Genomic DNA, 18,623 nt, shown 5'->3' with positions numbered 1-18,623 from the left:
GTACACAACCTGTGGGCGCGGGCTTGCCCACAGGTTGTGGCGGTGTCTAGAGGACTGGCGCCGCTGCCGCCAGCTTCGGCTGGCGGTACAGGTCCAGCAGCACCTGGTCGAGCACCGACGACGCACCCCACGGCTTCGGATCGTTGAGGATCGCCACCACCACCCAGGTATTGCCGTTGTTGTCGCGGCTGAACCCGGCGATGGCGCGCACGGTGTTCAAGGTGCCGGTCTTGACGTGGGCTTCACCGCGCATGGCGGTGGTCTTCAGGCGTTTACGCATGGTGCCGTCGGTGCCGGCGATTGGCATCGAGCTGATGTATTCCGCGGCGTAGGGGCTTCTCCACGCGGCTTGCAACATGGCCGCCATCTCACGCGCGCTGACGCGTTCGGCACGGGACAGGCCCGAACCGTTCTCCATCACCAGGTGCGGTGAGGTGATGCCTTTTTTCGCCAGCCACTGGCGTACCACGCGTTGCGCGGCCTTGGCATCGTCGCCGTCGGCGTCGGCGTCGTTGCGGAACTGCGCGCCCAGGCTCAGGAACAACTGCTGGGCCATGGTGTTGTTACTGTATTTGTTGATGTCGCGGATGATTTCCGCCAGGTCCGGCGAGAAGGCCCGCGCCAGTACCTTGGCGTCCTTGGGCACCGGTGCCTGGATGTCACGGCCCTGGATGGTGCCGCCCAATTCCTGCCAGATCGCCCGCACGGCGCCGGCGGTGTACGTGGCGTGGTCGAGCAACGACAAGTAGGTCTGCGAGCTGCAGCCATCGCCCAACTGGCCGCTGACGGTCACGGTGATGCTGCCATCCGCCGCCGTCACCGGGTTGTAGCGCACGTCGCCGGTACATTGCTTGGCGTTGGACGCCTTGACCTGATTGTCGATGCGAATGCTGGCGATCGGCGGCTCGACCGACACGATCACGCGTCCGGAATCGTTGCGGGTCACGAAGCGCAGGGCCTTGAGGTTGACCAGCAAGGCATCGGGCTTGACCAGGAACGGTTTGTTCTCGTCATTGCCGTCGTCATTGAACTCCGGCAGTTGCGGCGGAATAAAGAAGCCACGGTCCAGCACCAGATCGCCGGTGACTTGCTGCACGCCATTGGCCCGCAGGTCGCGCATCAGCAGCCAGAGTTTTTCCATGTTCAGCTTGGGATCGCCGCCGCCCTTGAGGTACAGGTTGCCGCGCAATACACCACCGCTGAGGGTGCCGTCGGTGTAGAACTCGGTCTTCCACTGGTGGTTGGGGCCGAGCATTTCCAGGGCTGCGTAGGTGGTGACCAGCTTCATGGTGGAGGCCGGGTTCACCGAGACGTCGGCATTGAAGACGGTGGGGGTGCCGGGGCCGTTCAACGGCAGCATCACCAGGGACAATGCGGTGTTCTGCAACTTGGCCTTCTGCAGGGCCTGTGCAACGTTGGGTGGCAGGGTGTTATTGATCGGGGCGGCGGTGGCGGAAAAAGCCAGCGGCAGGAGAACGCCGGCAAGGAGCAATGGACGCAAAGATTTGATCATAAGGAATAAAACCCTACTGCTGAGGAGGGTGAAAAAGGCGAGGGGTATGTAAGAAAATCCCTCAGTAGTCATGAAAGTGTCGGCATTATGCCCCAAGCTGGAACCACTTGTAGCTGAACGATAGCTGCTAATCGGGTTTTTTTTTCCAGGCATTTCGCCGCCTGTCCCAGAGAGTCGGGCAATCGCTGCCTTAAGCTGCTAAAGTGCCGCCCGTTATTACTTATGAGGATTGTTCCAATGGCGACTAACCGTTCCCAGCGTCTGCGCAAAAAACTGTGCGTTGATGAATTTCAAGAGCTGGGTTTCGAACTGAACCTGGACTTCAACGAAGGCCTGAGTGAAGAAGCTATCGACGCTTTCCTCGAAGCGTTCATCAAAGAAGCCATGGAAGCCAACGGTCTGGGCTATGTCGGCGGCGATGACTACGGTCTGGTTTGCCTGCAGAAGCGTGGCTCGGTCTCCGAAGAGCAGCGTGCTGCCGTTGACGCCTGGCTGAAAACCCGTTCCGAGCTGACCAAGGCTGAAGTCAGCCCGTTGATGGACGTGTGGTATCCGGAAAAGCCGATCAACGCGGCTAAGTGATACTAAACAAAACGGCGACCTGAGGGTCGCCGTTTTTTTATGCCTTGCGCCAGTTCAGAATCAGCAGCGTCAACACCCCCGCCACGATCCCCCAGAACGCCGACCCGATGGAAAACAACGTCAAGCCTGACGCGGTGACCATAAAGGTGATCAGCGCCGCTTCCCGTTCCTTCGGCTCATTCATGGCGATGCTCAAGCCATTGATGATCGAGCCAAACAACGCCAACGCCGCAATCGACAGCACCAGTTCCTTGGGCAGCGCTGCGAACAAGGCCGCCAATGTGGCGCCGAACACCCCGGCAATGCCGTAGAACACGCCACACCAGACTGCCGCCGTGTAGCGCTTGTTACGGTCTTCATGGGCGTGGGGCCCGGTGCAGATCGCCGCACTGATCGCCGCCAGGTTGATGCCGTGGGAGCCGAACGGCGCCAGCACCAGCGAGGCCAGGCCGGTGGCGGTGATCAGCGGCGATGCTGGCACGTTGTAGCCATCGGCGCGCAACACTGCGACGCCCGGCATGTTCTGCGAGGTCATCGCCACCACGAACAGCGGGATGCCGATGCTGATGGTCGCCGCCAGCGAGAAGTGCGGCGTGGTCCAGACCGGGGTTGCCACTTCCAGGTGAAAACCGCTGAAATCCAGGAGCCCCATCAGCCCGGACAGCACGCTGCCGATCACCAGCGCGGCGAGCACCGCATACCGCGGCGACAGGCGTTTGATGAGCAGGTAGGTGAAAAACATCCCCAGCACCAGGCCGGTGCGATGCTGCGCGGCGACGAAAATCTCGCTGCCGATCTTGAACAGAATCCCCGCCAGCAAGGCCGCCGCCAGCGACGCCGGGATGCGTCTGACCAGTTTTTCGAAGCTGCCGGTCAGCCCGCAGAGCGTCACCAACACCGCGCAGGTGATGTAGGCGCCGATGGCTTCGCCGTAACTGACGCCGCCGAGGCTGGTGATCAACAGCGCTGCGCCGGGTGTCGACCAGGCAATGGTGATCGGTGTGCGGTAGCGCAGGGACAGGCCGATGCTGCACACCGCCATGCCGATGGAAATCGCCCAGATCCACGAGGAAATCTGCGCACTGGTCAAACCGGCGGCTTGGCCGGCCTGGAACATGAGCACCAGGGAGCTGGTATAGCCGGTCATCATGGCGATGAAACCGGCGACGATGGCCGAGGGAGAAGTGTCGGCCAGTGGGCGCAAGGGCGCTTGGGTGGCGTCGGTCATGGCGAGGTGTTCCTTTTACCTGGGAGTTTGCCAGTGAAGGCGCAGATTCAAGCCTAAACTCAAACGTAACGACTCATTGCAATACAGCCGGGCTCGCAAACAGCCGTACAGTGTGTTGGCGCATGGGGTTGTGTACAATGTGCGCTGATTTTAGCTGATACTTGCCAGCGCCTCTTTGTTGCCGTATTACCGTTAATTCGCCGCCGTTCTCCCGATCCGAGTGCCCATGAACGAACAGTTGCAACCTCTCAAGAAACAACCGCGAGCCAGCAAGACCGGCCGCAGCGGAACCCAGGACGATATCGTCTACGCGCATATCTTCGAGGCGATTCTCGAACAACGCCTGGCACCCGGTACCAAATTGAGCGAAGAGGCACTCGGCGAAATCTTTGGCGTGAGCCGCACCATCATTCGCCGCGCGCTGTCGCGCCTGGCCCATGAAGGCGTGGTACTGCTGCGGCCCAATCGCGGCGCGGTGGTGGCCAGCCCGAGTGTCGAAGAAGCGCGCCAGGTGTTCCTGGCCCGGCGCCTGGTCGAGCGGGCGATCACGGAACTGGCGGTGCAGCACGCCACGGCGGAGCAGTTGGCCGAGCTGCGGCAGATGGTCAACGACGAACGCGACAGCTTCTCCCGCGGCGATCGCGGTGCCGGTATCCGCCTTTCCGGCGAGTTCCATCTGAAGCTGGCCGAAGCGGCAAAAAACGCGCCGCTGATCAGCTTCCAGCGCAGCCTGGTGTCCCAGACCTCATTGATCATCGCGCAGTACGAAAGCGGCAACCGCTCGCACTGTTCCTACGATGAACACAGCCAGTTGATCGATGCGATCGAAGCCCGAGACGCGGCGCTGGCAGTGAATTTGATGATGCATCATATGGATCATATCGACAGCAAGCTCAACCTCGACGAGGAAAGCGCGTCGGATGATTTGCATGCGGTGTTCTCGCATTTGTTGCAGAGCAAGAAGCCGGGGCGTTCGTCGGTCAAACTGTAAACCCGATCAAAAATGTGGGAGGGGGCTTGCCCCCGATTGCGGTGTATCAGTCACTGGATGCTTTGACTGAACCACTGCAATCGGGGGCAAGCCCCCTCCCACATTTGGGTTTGTGGCATATCTGAAATTAGCGTTGGTGGACCAGATTACCGGCCGCATAGGTCTGCAACACCGCCCGGTCATCCCCCAACGTCATCAATACAAACAACCTCTCGGCAATGTCCTTGGCCTGCTTCATGCGATAGCTGAGCAGTGGCGTGGCGTTGTAATCCAGCACCAGGAAGTCCGCATCGGTACCCGGCTGCAACGTGCCGATCTTGTCCTCCAACCGCAACGCCCGCGCACCGCCCAGGGTGGCCAGGTACAGCGACTTGAACGGGCTCAGTCGCGCGCCTTGCAGTTGCATGACCTTGTAGGCTTCGTTCAACGTCTGCAGCAACGAGAAGCTGGTGCCGCCGCCGACGTCAGTGCCCAGGCCCACGTTGAGTTTGTGCTTCTCGGCCATCGGCAGGTTGAACAGCCCGCTGCCGAGGAACAGGTTCGAGGTCGGGCAGAATGCGACTGCCGAGCCGGTCTGCGCCAACCGCGCGCATTCGTCATCGCACAGATGCACGCCGTGGGCAAACACCGAGCGTTCGCCCAATAGCTGGTAGTGGTCGTACACATCCAGGTAGCCGCTGCGCTCGGGGAACAGCTCGTTGACCCACTCGACTTCCTGCTTGTTCTCACTGATGTGCGTCTGCATGTACAGGTCGGGGTATTCGCCCAGCAGTTGCCCGGCCAGCGCCAATTGCTGCGGCGTGCTGGTGGGTGCGAAGCGCGGCGTCACCGCATAGTGCAGGCGGCCCTTGCCGTGCCAGCGTTCGATCAGCGCCTTGCTCTCCTGGTAGCCGGATTCGGCGGTGTCGGTCAGGTAGTCGGGGGCGTTGCGGTCCATCATCACCTTGCCGGCGATCATGCGCAGGTCGAGTTTTTCGGCGGCCTCGAAGAATGCCTGCACCGATTGCGGATGCACGCTGCCGAACACCAGCGCGGTGGTGGTGCCGTTGCGCAGCAGTTCCTTGATGAAAATCTCTGCGACGTCCTCGGCATGGGCCTTGTCGGCGAACTGGCGTTCGCAGGGGAAGGTGTAGGTGTTGAGCCAGTCCAGCAGCTGTTCGCCATAAGCGCCGACCATGCCGGTTTGCGGCAGGTGGATATGCGTATCGATCAGCCCGGGGGTGATCAGCGCGTCCTGGTAGTGGGTGATTTCGACCTCGGCGGGCAGGTGCGGCAGCAGGTCGCGGGCGTGGCCCAGGGCGCTGATCCGGCCGTTGTCGATGACCAGCAGGCCGTCTTCGAAATACTCATAGGACGCCTCGATCCCCACTTCAGCGGGGTCGGCGAGGCTGTGCAGGATCGCGGCGCGGTAGGCTTTGCGGGTCGAAGGCATGGTGATCTCAATTTAGATAGCTTGGCTGCGACGTGAAGCCGGCAGCAGTTGGGCAATCGGTTCGGCGTTCGCGGTGTGCTGGCCGAAATGGGCGTTATAGGTGGCGATGATTTCCCCGGCGATGGAGATGGCGATTTCCACCGGCAATTTGCCCTTCACTTCGCTAAGGCCCATGGGGCAGCGCATGCGTTGCAGTTGTGCGGCGTCGACGCCGCGATCCCGCAGGCGGTGTTCGAACTTGACGCGCTTGGTCTTCGAACCGATCAGGCCGAAGTAGGCAAAGTCATTGCGCTTGAGCAGGGCGGCGCTGAGTTCCAGGTCCAGCGCGTGATTGTGGGTCATCACGATGCAGTAACTGCCCACGGGTAGGTCGGCAATTTCGTCGACCGGTTCTTCGCTGACGATTTTACGCACGCCCTGTGGGATGTGTTCCGGGAACTCTTGCTCGCGCGAATCGATCCAGCGCACCCGACACGGCAGGCTCGCCAGCAACGGCACCAGGGCGCGGCCGACGTGGCCGGCGCCAAATACGGCGATCTGTGCCTGCACCTGGCCCATGGGTTCGAACAGCAGCACGGTCGCGCCGCCACAGCACTGGCCCAGGCTCGCGCCGAGGCTGAAGCGCTCCAGATGGGTGTGTTGCTGGCCGCGGGCGAGCATGTCGCGGGCGAGCTGCATCGCTTTGTATTCCAGGTGCCCGCCGCCGATGGTGTCGAACGTGTGTGCGGCACTGATGACCATCTTCGAACCGGCATTGCGCGGCGTGGAGCCGAGCTCTTCGATGATGGTCACCAGTACGCAGGGCTCGCCCTGGTTTTGCAGGTTGGCGAGGGCGCTGATCCAGTTGTTCATGTCTACCTCAACATTTCTGTTGTCAGTTCTACCGTCATCGGGAGCAAGCTCCCTCCCACACTTGAATGTATTCACAGGTGAAAAATGTGGGAGGGGCGGTGCGACGATTCGACTTGCCCCCGATGGCAGCACCTCGATTCAAAGCGAAGCCATCTCGGTTTCAGCCTCAACCGCCTTCGCAGCAGCCAACTGCCGCATCTGTTCACACCCCCACAACACCCGCTCCGGCGTCGCCGGCGCATCGATGTTCGGCTGGTGGCGATAGTCACCCAGGCTCGCCACCGCATCCTTGATCGCGCACCACGAAGCAATGCCGAGCATGAAGGGCGGCTCGCCCACGGCTTTGGAATGGAACACTGTGTCTTCCGGGTTCTTGCGGTTTTCCACCAGCTTCACGCGCAGATCCAACGGCATGTCGGCCACGGCTGGGATCTTGTAGCTGGCCGGGCCGTTCGTCATCAGCTTGCCCTTGTCGTTCCATACCAGTTCTTCCATGGTCAGCCAGCCCATGCCCTGGATAAAACCGCCTTCCACCTGCCCGATGTCGATGGCCGGGTTCAGCGAAGCGCCGACGTCGTGGAGGATGTCGGTGCGCAGCATCTTGTATTCGCCGGTCAGGGTGTCGACGATCACTTCGCAACAGGCCGCGCCGAACGCGAAGTAGTAGAACGGCCGACCGCGCGCCTGGCTGCGGTCATAGAAGATTTTCGGGGTCTTGTAGAAGCCGGTGCTCGACAACGACACCTGGGCGAAATACGCCTGCTGGATCAGGTTCTCAAAGGTCAGGATCTGCTCGCGCACGCGCACATGGCCGTTGTGGAATGCCACGTCCGCTTCGCTCACCTCGAATTTACGCGCGGCAAATTCCACCAGGCGTTGCTTGATGGTTTCGGCGGCGTTCTGTGCGGCCTTGCCGTTCAGGTCGGCACCGCTGGAGGCTGCGGTCGGCGAGGTGTTGGGCACCTTGTCGGTGTTGGTGGCGGTGATCTGCACGCGGTCGATGTGCACCTGGAACACCTCGGCCACCACTTGCGCAACCTTGGTGTTCAAGCCCTGGCCCATCTCGGTGCCGCCGTGGTTCAGGTGGATGCTGCCATCGGTGTAGATATGGATCAGCGCACCGGCCTGGTTGAGGAAGCTGGCGGTGAAGGAGATGCCGAATTTCACCGGGGTCAGCGCCAGGCCTTTTTTCAGGATCGGGCTGTGGGCGTTGTAGCGGCGGATCGCTTCGCGGCGCTCGGCGTATTGGCTGCTGGCCTCAAGCTCGGCAGTCATCTCTTCGAGCAGGTTGTGCTCGACGGTCTGATAGTAGTGCGTGACGTTGCGCTCGGTCTTGCCGTAATAATTGGCCTTGCGCACCGCCAGCGGGTCGAGGGCCAGATGGCGAGCGATGGCGTCCATCACTTCTTCGATGGCGACCATGCCTTGCGGACCGCCGAAGCCGCGATAGGCGGTGTTGGACGCGGTGTTGGTCTTGCAGCGATGGCCGTTGACCGTGGCATCGCCCAGGTAATACGCGTTGTCGGCGTGGAACATGGCGCGGTCGACAATCGAGTTCGACAGGTCCGGCGAGCAGCCGCAGTTACCCGCCAGCTCCAACTGGATGCCGTGCAAGCGCCCGCTGTCGTCGAAGCCGACGTCGTATTCGATATAGAAGGGGTGGCGCTTGCCGGTCATCAGCATGTCTTCGACGCGCGGCAGGCGCATCTTGGTCGGCTGCCCGGTCAGGTGCGCGACCACCGCACACAGGCACGCCGGGCTGGCGGCCTGGGTTTCCTTGCCGCCGAAACCGCCACCCATGCGGCGCATATCGACAACGATCTTGTTCATCGACACGTCGAGCACTTCGGCCACCAGCTTCTGCACCTCGGTGGGGTTTTGCGTGGAGCAGTAGACGATCATGCCGCCGTCTTCAGTGGGCATGACCGAAGAAATCTGGGTTTCCAGGTAGAAGTGTTCCTGGCCGCCGATATGCAGCGTGCCCTTGATGCGATGCTTCGCGGCCGCCAACGCCACCGCAGAATCACCGCGTTGATGGGTGTGGCTGTCCAGCACGAAGTGCTGGTTGCGATAGGCCTCGACCACGTCCAGCACCGGCTCCAGGTCTTCGTATTCGATCACTGCGGCCAACGCCGCTTTACGCGCGGTTTCCAGGTCGCGTGCGGCCACGGCGAGCACCACCTGGCCGACGAACTGCACGGTGTCGATGGCCAGCAACGGATCACCCGGTAGCAGCGGGCCGATGTCTTTGAGCCCTGGCACGTCTTCGTGGGTGATGACGATGCGCACGCCGTCGAAGGCGTAGCAGGGCGCGGTATCGATGCTGAGGATTTTGGCGTGGGCGCGGTCGGACAGGCGCGCATACAGGTGCAACTGGTTGGGGAATTCCAGGCGGTCATCGATGTACTGCGCTTCGCCGGATACGTGCTTGGCGGCGCTGTCGTGCTTGACGCTGCGGCCGACGCCGGAGGTCAGGTCCTGAGAAAACAGCTCGGCCAGTTCGGCCTGGGTTTTTGCCACGGCGTGATGGTTAGACATAGGCGGTCACCCGAGTTTCGATGTGCGGCGTTTGCAGCTCGATGAAGTATTTGCGCAGCAGGTTCTGCGCGCTGAGCAGACGGTATTCCTTGCTGGCGCGAAAGTCCGACAGCGGGGTGAAATCCTCGGCCAGGGCGGCGCAGGCGTGCTCCACGGTGGCGGCATTCCAGGGGGCGCCGATCAGCACGGTCTCGCAGTGTTTGGCGCGTTTTGGCGTGGCGGCCATGCCTCCGAAGGCAACGCGGGCGTCGCTGATCACAGCGTTATCGATCTTCAGGTTGAAGGCCGCGCACACCGCGGAAATGTCATCGTCCAGACGCTTGGATACCTTGTACGCCCGGAACCGCGCGTGGCCCTTGGGCACGATGATCTTCTCGATGAACTCGCTGTCCTGGCGCGCGGTGACGCGGTAGTCGATGAAGTAATCTTCCAGCGCCAGGGTGCGCCGGACATTGCCCTTGCACAGCACGATCTGCGCGCCGAGGGCGATCAGCAGCGGCGGCGAATCACCGATCGGCGAGGCATTGCCGATGTTGCCGCCCAAGGTGCCCTGGTTGCGGATTTGCAGGGAGGCGAAGCGCTGCAGCAGCTCGCCGAAGTCCGGGTATTCGTGGTGCAGCGCGCTGTAGCAATCGGAAAGGGCGGTGGCGGCGCCGATTTCCAGGCGATCGTCGAACGTCTCGATGCGCTTCATCTCGTCGATATTGCCGACGTAGATCATCACCGGCAGCGTGCGGTGGAACTGCGTGACTTCCAGCGCCAGGTCGGTGCCGCCGGCCAGCAGGCGGGCCTGGGGGTAGGCGTCGTAGAGGTCGGCCAGGTCGGCGACGGTCAGCGGCACCAGGCAGCGTTTGTCGCCGCTGTTGAGTTCAGCGGTTTGCGTTGGTGTGATGGCCTTGAGACGGGCGATGGTCTGGACCTCACGGCTGTCGAACTGATCCTGGGGTTTGTTGCCGCAGGCCTGTTCGGCGGCGGCGAGGATCGGGCGATAACCGGTGCAACGGCAGAGGTTACCGGCCAGGGCTTCATGGGCTTTCTCGCGGTCGGGAGCGTCGCTGTTCTTTTGCAGGGCGAACAACGACATCACAAAACCGGGCGTGCAAAAGCCGCATTGCGAACCGTGGCACTCCACCATGGCCTGTTGCACGCTGTGCAGTTGGCCCTGGTGCTTGAGGTCTTCGACGCTGATCAGTTGTTTGCCATGCAACGACGCCACAAACGTCAGGCAGGCGTTGAGGCTGCGATAGCGAATGCGCTCGGCGCCTTGCTCATCGCGGTGCAGTTCACCGACCACCACGGTGCAGGCGCCGCAATCGCCGCTGGCGCAGCCTTCCTTGGTGCCGGGTTTGCCCACATGCTCGCGCAGGTAGTTGAGCACGGTCAGGTTGGGGTCCAGGGCGTGCTCGCTACGGAGTTCCTGGTTAAGTAAAAACTGGATCACGGAAGGCCTCGCAGACACATTATTGTTGTTAACCGCTTTGCGCCGAATCTAGTCATGTCTGACTTTTCGGTCAACGATTTTCTGACCTGAAGGTCAAGAAAGTGCGGCCGCAACACGTTCAATTATGGTTCAGTCTTCTGGAACCGGCGTTTTTTGGGGCTTCTGGCTGTTCACTGCTGCTTATTTCATGCCAAATTGTTGAGCGTGGGCCGAGCGCCATCAGCGGGCATTTGCGCTACACTGCCGCGCTTGTATCGATAGAAGATTTTGAAGGAAAAACATGACGTTCAAGGCGCCGGACAGTCTCGCCGAGCAAATCGCTCACCACCTCGCCGAACGTATCATTCGCGGCGATCTCAAGCCTGGGGAGCGGATACAGGAACAGAAGGTTACGCTGGCACTCAACGTCAGCCGTGGTTCCGTGCGTGAAGCCTTGCTGATCCTTGAACGTCGCCACCTGATCGCGATCTTGCCGCGCCGTGGCGCCCACGTCACCGAACTCACGGCGCACAAGGTGCAGAGCCTGTGTACGCTGATGGCCGAGCTGTACATCCTGCTCGGCAATGCGGTGGCGCAGGGCTGGCAGACCCAGGCCGACATGGCGCCGTTCGTGCAGATCCAGCAGCGCCTGGTGAGCAATTTCGAACGCCAGGACATCCGCGCGTTTGTCGAAGAATGCTTCAGCGTGATGCGTGCCGCGTACCCCTTCGCCAACAACCCGTATTTGCAGGAAACCGTCGAGAACCTGCAGCCGGCGATGAACCGCGCCTACTACCTGGCCCTGGATCAACGCAAGGCCTCCATGAGCGAATACCTCGCGCTGTTCGAGCAACTGCTCGCCGCCGTGCTCGCCCGTGACTTGCCGCAGATTCGCCAGGTGCTGTCGGCCTACGGCCAGCGCAGTTGCTCGCTGGTGATCGCTGCGTTGGCGGACGCCTAAGCGTGCGGCTCAAGTGCATCAAACTGGCGGGGTTCAAATCCTTCGTCGACCCGACCACGGTGAACTTCCCCAGTAACATGGCGGCGGTGGTCGGGCCCAATGGCTGCGGCAAGTCGAACATCATCGACGCCGTGCGCTGGGTGATGGGCGAGAGCTCGGCGAAAAACCTGCGTGGCGAGTCGATGACCGACGTCATCTTCAACGGCTCCACCAGCCGCAAGCCGGTGAGCCAGGCCAGCATCGAACTGGTGTTCGACAACTCCGACGGCACCCTGGTCGGCGAATACGCGGCCTACGCGGAAATCTCCATCCGCCGCAAAGTGACGCGCGACAGCCAGAACAGTTACTTCCTCAACGGCACCAAGTGTCGCCGTCGGGACATCACCGATATCTTCCTCGGCACCGGCCTCGGCCCGCGCAGCTACTCGATCATCGAGCAGGGCATGATCTCCAAGCTGATCGAAGCCAAGCCCGAAGACCTGCGTAACTTTATCGAAGAAGCCGCCGGCATCTCCAAGTACAAGGAGCGCCGCCGCGAGACTGAAAACCGCATCCGCCGCACCCATGAAAACCTCGCCCGCCTGACCGACCTGCGCGACGAGCTGGAGCGCCAGTTGGAGCGCCTGCACCGCCAGGCCCAGGCCGCCGAGAAGTATCAGGAATACAAGGGCGAAGAACGCCAGCTCAAGGCGCAACTGTCGGCCCTGCGCTGGCAGGCGCTGAACGATCAGGTCGGCCAGCGCGAAGCGATTATCGGCACCCAGGAAATTAGCTTCGAAGCCCTGGTGGCCGAACAACGCAACGCCGACGCCAGCATCGAGCGCCTGCGCGACGGTCATCATGACCTGTCCGAGCGCTTCAATCTGGTGCAGGGCCGCTTCTATTCGGTGGGCGGCGACATCGCCCGGGTCGAGCAGAGCATCCAGCACGGCCAGCAGCGTCTGCGCCAGTTGCAGGATGATCTGAAGGAAGCCGAGCGTGCGCGCCTGGAGACCGAGTCTCACCTCGGCCACGACCGCACCTTGCTGCTGACCCTCGGCGAAGAGCTGGACATGCTCACCCCCGAACAGGAAATCACCAGCGCCGCCGCCGAAGAAGCCGCCGCCACCCTGGAAGAATCCGAGACCACCATGCACGGTTGGCAGGAGCAGTGGGACACCTTCAACCTGCGCTCCGCCGAGCCGCGCCGGCAGGCCGAGGTGCAGCAGTCACGCATCCAGCAACTGGAAACCAGCATGGAACGCCTGGCCGAGCGCCAGCGTCGCTTGCAGGAAGAGCGCGTGTTGCTGGCCGCCGACCCGGAAGACGCGGCGATCATGACGCTGAGCGAGCAACTCGCCGAAAGCGAAATGACCCTCGAAGAGCTGGAAGCCAGCGAAGAACAGCAAGTGGAACGCCTGGAGCAATTGCGTCAGCAACTGCAACAGGCGACCCAGGCCCAGCAACAGGCCCAGGGCGATTTGCAGCGGCTCAACGGGCGCTTGGCGTCCCTCGAAGCCTTGCAGCAAGCGGCGCTGGACCCCGGCACCGGCACCGCCGAATGGCTGCGCGACCAGCACTTGGCCGAGCGCCCGCGCCTGGCGGAGGGCTTGAAGGTCGAGGCGGGTTGGGAGTTGGCGGTGGAAACCGTGCTCGGCGCCGACCTGCAAGCGGTGCTGGTGGATGATTTTGCCGGCTTCGACCTGGCCGGCTTTGCCCAGGGCGATCTGCGCTTGCTCAGCCCCGCCGCCGATGGCACCCGTGTGCCGGGCAGTTTGCTGGATAAAGTCGAGGCCGCGATTGACCTGTCGCCGTGGCTGGGCCAGGTCAAGCCGGTGGAGTCCCTGGAGCAGGCCTTGGCCCAACGCGGTCAGTTGGGCGCCGGCGAAAGCCTGATCAGCCGCGACGGCTATTGGGTTGGCCGCCACTTCCTGCGGGTGTGCCGCGCCAGTGAAGCGCAGAGCGGCGTATTGGCCCGTGGCCAGGAAATCGTCAAGCTGATCGCCGAGCGTGAAGAGCGCGAAGCCACCCTGGAAAGCCTGGAAACCGAACTGCAAACCCTGCGCGCCACCCAGCGCCAGCAAGAGACCGGCCGCGAACACCTGCGCCGCCTGTTGCAGGACGAAGCGCGCCAGCAGGGCGAATTGAAAGCCCAACTCTCCGCGAGCAAGGCCAAGGCCGAGCAACTGACCCTGCGCCGCACTCGCCTCGACGAAGAAGTGGCCGAGATGGGCGAGCAGCGCGCCCTCGAACACGAACAGATCGGCGAAGCGCGCCTGCAATTGCAGGAAGCCCTCGACAGCATGGCCCTCGACACCGAGCAGCGCGAACTGCTGCTGGCCCAGCGTGACAGCCTGCGCGAACGCCTCGACCGGGTCCGCCAGGAAGCACGCCAGCACAAGGACCATGCCCACCAGTTGGCGGTGCGCCTCGGCTCCCTGCGCGCCCAGCACGACTCCACGCGCCAGGCCCTGGAGCGCCTGGAGATGCAATCCGAGCGCCTGACCGAAAAGCGCGAGCAACTGAGCCTCAACCTGGAGGAGGGCGAAGCGCCCCTGGAAGAGTTGCGGCTCAAGCTCGAAGAACTGCTCGACAAGCGCATGACCGTCGACGAAGAGCTCAAGACCGCGCAAATCGCCCTGGAAGACGCCGACCGCGAACTGCGCGAAGCGGAAAAACGCCGGACCCAGGCCGAGCAGCAATCCCAGCTGATTCGCGGCCAGCTCGAACAACAGCGCATGGAATGGCAGGCCCTGACCGTGCGCCGCAAAACCCTGCAGGACCAACTGCTCGAAGACGGCTACGACCTGCACGGCGTACTCAATACCCTGACCGCCCAGGCCAACGAGAAAGACGCCGAAGAAGAACTTGAGCGGATTGCCGCGCGTATCCAGCGACTCGGCGCGATCAACCTCGCCGCCATCGACGAATATCAGCAACAGTCCGAGCGTAAACGTTATCTGGACGCCCAGAACGCCGATCTGGTGGAGGCGCTGGACACCCTGGAAAACGTAATCCGCAAGATCGACAAGGAAACCCGCAACCGCTTCAAAGATACCTTTGATCAGATTAACGGCGGTTTACAGGCGTTATTCCCAAAAGTTTTCGGTGGTGGCAGCGCTTACTTGGAACTGACGGGCGAAGATCTACTCGATACAGGGGTAACGATCATGGCGCGGCCTCCGGGCAAGAAGAACAGCACCATCCATTTGTTGTCCGGTGGCGAAAAAGCCCTGACCGCTTTGGCCCTGGTGTTTGCCATCTTCAAGTTGAACCCGGCGCCGTTCTGTATGCTCGACGAAGTTGACGCGCCACTGGATGACGCTAACGTAGGACGTTACGCACGCCTGGTTAAAGAGATGTCCCAGACCGTGCAGTTCATCTATATCACCCACAACAAGATCGCCATGGAAATGGCTGATCAGTTGATGGGGGTGACGATGCACGAGCCGGGTTGTTCGCGATTGGTGGCGGTGGATGTCGAAGAAGCGATGGCGATGGTGGAATCCTGATCCACGCCAGCAGCGAAGATTTTCAGCTCGATGTAGGGCGGTTTACCGGTCTGACGAAAGTGGCAAATGGACATATTTGTTCAAGGCATTTTGACAGACGGTGTAAAGTTATCTTTGGTCGTGCTAGTTTAATGTCAATTTTTCGTATGCGTGGGCAAAACGTCAGTCAGAACATAGAGTTGGCGCCACGTTTTAAAGCGGTTTGCACGGTGCTAAACCCCTTATTTTTCAGCATTTTTTATTAGAGGCACGGGATTACATGGAAATCGGTCTGCGCGAGTGGCTGATCGTCATCGGCATTATTGTCATTGCCGGTATTCTTTTTGATGGCTGGCGCCGTATGCGCGGTGGCAAGGGTAAGCTCAAGTTCCGTCTGGACCGCAACCTGTCCAACTTGCCCGACGACGACGCCGGTGCGGAGCTGCTGGGGCCGCCCCGTGTGCTGGATACCCATAAGGAACCGCAGTTGGACGAGCACGACTTGCCGTCCATGAGCGCCCCTTTGCGCGAAGCCCGCGAACCGTCCTCCAAGCGTGGCAAGCGCGGCAGTGCTGCCGCCGCCGAGCCGCATCAGGGCGACCTGAACCTGGGCGTGGATGACGGCCCGAGCTTCAGCAGTCGCGATGACGATTTCCCTGACGAGAGCCCGACCAAGAGTGTGCCGCGCCAGTCGGTGAACGATCAGCCGGCCGCCGAAGAAGTCCTGGTGATCAGCGTGATCTGCCGCGACGCCGCCGGCTTCAAGGGCCCGGCACTGTTGCAGAACATCCTGGAAAGCGGCCTGCGTTTTGGCGAGATGGATATCTTCCACCGCCACGAAAGCATGGCCGGTAATGGCGAAGTGTTGTTTTCCATGGCCAACGCGGTCAAGCCAGGCACCTTCGACCTGGACGATATCGACCTGTTCAGCACGCCGGCGGTGAGTTTCTTCCTCGGCCTGCCAGGTCCGCGTCATCCGAAACAAGCGTTCGACGTGATGGTCGCCGCAGCGCGCAAGCTGTCCCAGGAGCTCAACGGCGAACTGAAGGACGACCAGCGCAGCGTCCTGACCGCCCAGACCATCGAACACTACCGTCAGCGCATCGTCGAGTTCGAGCGTCGCGCCCTGACACAGAAACGCTGAGGTCTGGCCTCAAGCGTTGTCGATAGAATCAAGCGCACCAACATTTGAGCAGCTTCGGCTGCTCTTTTGCTTTATGAGAGAACACCCATGACCGCCGCCCACACCCGCATCCTCGAACTGCGCGCTGAACTGGATCAGCACAACTACCGTTATCACGTCCTCGACGAACCGAGCATTCCGGACGCCGAGTACGACCGCTTGTTCCAAGCGCTCAAGGCCCTGGAGGCCGAGCATCCGGAGCTGGTCACGCGTGATTCACCGACGCAGCGGGTCGGCAGTGCGGCGTTGTCGGCGTTCACCCAGGTCAAGCATGAGATTCCCATGCTCAGTCTGGGCAACGCCTTCGATGAAACCACCATGCTCGAGTTCGATCGCCGGGTGACCGAAGGCCTCGACCTGCCGGCCGGCGACCTGTTTGGCGGCGGTGCCGCGGTGGAATACAGCTGCGAGCCGAAGTTGGATGGCCTGGCGGTCAGCCTGCTGTATCTGAACGGCGAACTGGTGCGCGGCGCCACCCGGGGCGATGGCACCACCGGCGAAGACATCAGCGTGAATGTGCGCACCGTGCGCAATATCCCGTTGAAACTGCACGGCAGCGGCTGGCCGGCGACCCTGGAAGTGCGCGGCGAGGTGTTCATGTCCAAGGCCGGTTTCGAGCGCCTGAACGCCTCGCAACTGGAAGTCGGCGGCAAGACCTTCGCCAACCCGCGCAACGCCGCCGCCGGCAGCCTGCGCCAGTTGGATTCGAAAATCACCGCCAGCCGCCCGCTGGAATTCTGCTGCTACGGCATTGGCCAGGTGACGGCGGACATCAGCGACACCCACGTCGGCAATTTGCAGCAGTTGCGCAAGTGGGGCATGCCGATCAGTCATGAGCTGAAGTTGGCCAAGGGCATCCAGGAATGCCTGGACTACTACCGCGATATCGGCGAGCGGCGTAACAGCCTGCCCTATGAAATCGACGGCGTGGTGTTCAAGGTCAACAGCATTGCCTCCCAGCGCGAGCTGGGTTTCCGCGCCCGTGAGCCGCGTTGGGCGATCGCGCACAAATTTCCGGCCATGGAAGAGCTGACCGAACTGCTCGATGTGGAGTTCCAGGTCGGCCGCACCGGCGCCGTCACCCCGGTGGCGCGTCTGAAACCGGTCAAGGTCGCGGGTGTGACCGTGTCCAATGCCACCCTGCACAACATGGATGAAGTGGCGCGCCTGGGCCTGATGATCGGCGACACCGTGATCATCCGCCGCGCCGGGGACGTGATCCCGCAGGTCGTCTCGGTGGTCACCGAGCGCCGCCCGGAACACGCCCGCGCGGTCCATATCCCGGAAAACTGCCCGGTGTGCGGCTCCCATGTCGAGCGCACGCAACTGGTCAAGCGCAGCAAGGGCAAGGAAACCGTCAGCGAAGGCGCGGTGTACCGCTGCGTCGGTCGCCTGGCCTGCGGGGCGCAGCTCAAGCAGGCGATCATCCATTTCGTCTCGCGCCGGGCGATGGACATCGACGGCCTGGGCGACAAGACCATCGAGCAATTGGTGGATGAAAAACTCATCGCCTCGCCGGCCGACCTCTACACGCTCAAGTACGAACAGATCATCGACCTGGAAGGCTTCGCCGATGTTTCCAGCAAGAAGCTGATCAGCGCCATCGAACACAGCAAGACGCCGACCCTGGCGCGTTTCATCTACGCCCTGGGCATCCCCGACGTGGGCGAGGAGACCGCCAAGGTGCTGGCGCGCTCCCTGGCGTCCCTGGAGCGCGTGCAGCGCGCGTTGCCGCAAGTGCTGACGTACTTGCCGGACGTGGGCCTGGAAGTGGCGCACGAGATCCACAGCTTCTTTGAAGACCGCCACAACCAGGACGTGATCGGCGCGCTGTTGGCGCCGGACAAATGCGGCCTGCAACTGCAGGAACAAGGCGACCTGAGCGCCGAGTTCGCCGCCAGCACCACCCTCGGCGGTTTGCTCGACAAACTCAACGTGCCCAGCGTTGGCCCCGGCGCTGCGCAGAAACTGGCGGACAAGTTCGGCTCCCTCGACGGCGTGATCAAGGCCGATTGGCTCGATATGCGCCAGGCGCTGCCCGAGAAGCAGGCCAAGGCCGTGCGCGAGTTCTTCGATAACCCCGACCACGCCAACCTTGCCCTGGCCATCGAGCAGCAGCTCAAGGACTTCGGCATGCACTGGCAGAGCGAGAAGAAAGTGATCGAAGGCTTGCCGGAAGCGGGGCACACCTGGGTGCTGACCGGCTCCCTGGAGCTGATGAGCCGTGACGTGGCCAAGGACAAGCTCGAAAGCCTCGGCGCCAAGGTGGCCGGTTCGGTGTCGGCGAAGACGTATTGTGTGGTGGCCGGGCCGGGTGCCGGTTCAAAACTGGCCAAGGCGAGTGAGTTGGGCCTGAAGGTATTGGACGAAGCCGCTTTCGTGGATTTTCTAGCCCGGCACAACATCACTGTCTGACGACTTCTTGTTCCCATTGGGCTGCCAAGCAGCCCTTC

At 62.1% G+C, this 18,623-nt stretch carries 12 protein-coding genes; 6 read left to right on the top strand and 6 right to left on the bottom strand.

Translation table 11 applies throughout. The features are described 5' to 3' along the window. Positions 1-46: 46 nt before the first annotated feature. Positions 47-1,513, bottom strand: a complete 1,467-nt coding sequence (dacB, locus tag MOQ67_RS23635; RefSeq protein WP_198717629.1) for a D-alanyl-D-alanine carboxypeptidase/D-alanyl-D-alanine endopeptidase — start codon at positions 1,511-1,513, stop codon at positions 47-49. 237 nt (positions 1,514-1,750) lie between these two features. On the opposite strand from dacB, the gene MOQ67_RS23630 reads away from it, so the two are divergent. Further along, entirely contained in the window at positions 1,751-2,095 is a 345-nt protein-coding gene (locus MOQ67_RS23630) for a YggL family protein (protein WP_017845225.1), read from the top strand. 37 nt (positions 2,096-2,132) lie between these two features. Here MOQ67_RS23630 and MOQ67_RS23625 read toward each other — a convergent pair whose 3' ends face one another. Then, positions 2,133-3,323 carry a benzoate/H(+) symporter BenE family transporter gene (locus MOQ67_RS23625; protein ID WP_046489409.1) on the bottom strand — a complete coding sequence of 397 codons (1,191 nt, stop codon included), beginning with the start codon at positions 3,321-3,323 and terminating at the stop codon, positions 2,133-2,135. 226 nt (positions 3,324-3,549) lie between these two features. On the opposite strand from MOQ67_RS23625, the gene MOQ67_RS23620 reads away from it, so the two are divergent. Beyond that, positions 3,550-4,314: a GntR family transcriptional regulator gene (locus tag MOQ67_RS23620; RefSeq protein ID WP_046382440.1), complete on the top strand. Its 765-nt coding sequence runs from the start codon at positions 3,550-3,552 to the stop codon at positions 4,312-4,314. 127 nt (positions 4,315-4,441) lie between these two features. Here the strand turns inward: MOQ67_RS23620 and guaD are convergent, their stop codons facing one another. From guaD to xdhA, 4 genes are all read right to left on the bottom strand, one after another. Beyond that, positions 4,442-5,746, bottom strand: coding sequence for a guanine deaminase (gene guaD / locus MOQ67_RS23615; RefSeq protein WP_046489411.1), 1,305 nt, complete (start codon positions 5,744-5,746; stop codon positions 4,442-4,444). 12 nt (positions 5,747-5,758) lie between these two features. Continuing rightward, positions 5,759-6,598, bottom strand: coding sequence for a xanthine dehydrogenase accessory protein XdhC (gene xdhC, locus MOQ67_RS23610; protein WP_448675628.1), 840 nt, complete (start codon positions 6,596-6,598; stop codon positions 5,759-5,761). Positions 6,599-6,736: 138 nt separating this feature from the next. Further along, complete coding sequence (gene xdhB / locus MOQ67_RS23605; protein WP_448675627.1) at positions 6,737-9,136, bottom strand: xanthine dehydrogenase molybdopterin binding subunit; 2,400 nt, start codon at positions 9,134-9,136, stop codon at positions 6,737-6,739. After that, on the bottom strand, positions 9,129-10,577 hold the full coding sequence (gene xdhA, locus MOQ67_RS23600; RefSeq protein WP_448675626.1) for a xanthine dehydrogenase small subunit: 1,449 nt from the start codon (positions 10,575-10,577) through the stop codon (positions 9,129-9,131). The genes xdhB and xdhA overlap by 8 nt, the downstream gene beginning before the upstream one ends. 280 nt (positions 10,578-10,857) lie before the next feature. Between xdhA and MOQ67_RS23595 the strand changes: the two genes are divergently transcribed. From MOQ67_RS23595 to ligA, 4 genes are all read left to right on the top strand, one after another. After that, the gene (locus tag MOQ67_RS23595) at positions 10,858-11,517 is read left to right on the top strand and encodes a GntR family transcriptional regulator (protein WP_321848571.1); all 660 of its coding nucleotides are present in this window, start codon (positions 10,858-10,860) and stop codon (positions 11,515-11,517) included. A 2-nt stretch (positions 11,518-11,519) separates the two neighbouring features. After that, positions 11,520-15,008 carry a chromosome segregation protein SMC gene (gene smc, locus MOQ67_RS23590; protein ID WP_448675625.1) on the top strand — a complete coding sequence of 1,163 codons (3,489 nt, stop codon included), beginning with the start codon at positions 11,520-11,522 and terminating at the stop codon, positions 15,006-15,008. A 259-nt stretch (positions 15,009-15,267) separates the two neighbouring features. Continuing rightward, positions 15,268-16,131, top strand: coding sequence for a cell division protein ZipA (gene zipA, locus MOQ67_RS23585; protein ID WP_253397898.1), 864 nt, complete (start codon positions 15,268-15,270; stop codon positions 16,129-16,131). 87 nt (positions 16,132-16,218) lie between these two features. Beyond that, positions 16,219-18,585 carry an NAD-dependent DNA ligase LigA gene (gene ligA / locus MOQ67_RS23580; protein WP_448675624.1) on the top strand — a complete coding sequence of 789 codons (2,367 nt, stop codon included), beginning with the start codon at positions 16,219-16,221 and terminating at the stop codon, positions 18,583-18,585. Positions 18,586-18,623: the final 38 nt, after the last annotated feature.

The organism is Pseudomonas sp. LY-1, assembly GCF_053502595.1.
This window is presented reverse-complemented; position numbering and strand designations above follow the sequence as displayed.